The 1,268-nt window shown below is 38.8% G+C and carries 1 protein-coding gene and 1 tRNA gene; both read left to right on the plus strand.

The window, feature by feature from the left end; genetic code table 11:
• Positions 1-10 precede the first annotated feature (10 nt).
• A tRNA-Leu gene (locus V8F51_RS31450) sits at positions 11-93 on the plus strand.
• Positions 94-724: 631 nt separating this feature from the next.
• Positions 725-946, plus strand: a complete 222-nt coding sequence (locus V8F51_RS31455) for a hypothetical protein (protein WP_337104446.1) — start codon at positions 725-727, stop codon at positions 944-946.
• Positions 947-1,268 lie beyond the last annotated feature (322 nt).

Consider the following 1,268-nt stretch of genomic DNA (forward strand, 5'->3'; position numbering starts at 1 on the left):
CACTTACCATGCGCGTATGGCGGAATTGGCAGACGCACCAGACTTAGGATCTGGCGGGCGACCGTGGGGGTTCAAGTCCCTCTACGCGCACCATATTTTCAACAAACAAGTTCTTGCTGAGCAAGGGCTTTTTTTTGTTATTGACTATTTTTAATTATATTGTGATCTTCCTGGCTAGATACAAAAGTTTAATTAACCACCCACGAAGGGTGGTTTTCTGTTGGTTCGAGAGTGGGCTGAAACGTTTAGAACAATGTATGAAGCAGGAAAAAGTCGAAGAATGCTGTAGCACCAGAAGAGAAAGTCAGTAGTAACATTGATAATCCGAATCTAGATTCAAAATCTGCTCCTGTCGCTGCAGCTTCTGCTGCGTCACGAAACGTATTGAATGACGTCAGTGAGTCAAAGCCTCACTCTTAATCCTAACAAGGATCTAGTATACGGAATACTTGGTATTTTAGCTTCTGTAGTTGGATTCCTTATTTGGTCATTTATCATTGGGGCCAAGCTTCAAAATTTATTCAATAGCATTTTTGGATTTGGCGGTTAAGGCGACTTCCTGGATACAGGCGAGATTAGTACTGCAATTGTAGGAAAAATGTTTCTCATGTCCTTGTTTTCCATCATATCGCTTTTTGTTGGACTTTCGGTGGTTGGTATTTGGAAGGGAAGTCATCGTCACTCCTTCAAGACCTTGATCATTAAGCTTGGTGGAGCACAATACATGGCTGGAGCTGGATTTCTGATCGCCGCAGTATTAGCTCTACTGAGTATCAAGCTTTCGCTATTCGTGCTTATAATTACGTTGTTATCAACGCTGATCTTAACGGTAACAGCTTCGATCGAGTTGTTCGAGGTAACGAGGGAACGTCGTACGCTCTATATTGTTTCATCAATTGCGAGTTACTCTCTTTTGTTAATGTTGTTGGGTTCAATTACGATCTAGATTTAATAATTATAGAGGCTAATCTTATTGAAACTCAGTAGGTTAGTCTCTATTTATTACTTAAAATGTTGTGCCTTTTGTTAAGTTATATTACGTTTTATTATGAGTATTTACGGTAATTTTTAAAATATAAAAATTATTTTCAAAAAAACACTTGCAATCATATATGAAAACATGATATATTCTATTTCTGGCCGAGAGAAACACACGCCGGACACGAAAGAAAAGATTGTTCTTTGAAAACTGAACAACGAGCGAAACTGCCAGTTAAGAAGCTTCGGCTTCTGAACTAAAGCAATAAAATGTTTTTGAGCAAGTCAAA

Origin of the sequence: Paenibacillus sp. YIM B09110 (genome assembly GCF_037167145.1) — a bacterium.
Taxonomy (GTDB): Bacteria; Bacillota; Bacilli; order Paenibacillales; family Paenibacillaceae; genus Pristimantibacillus.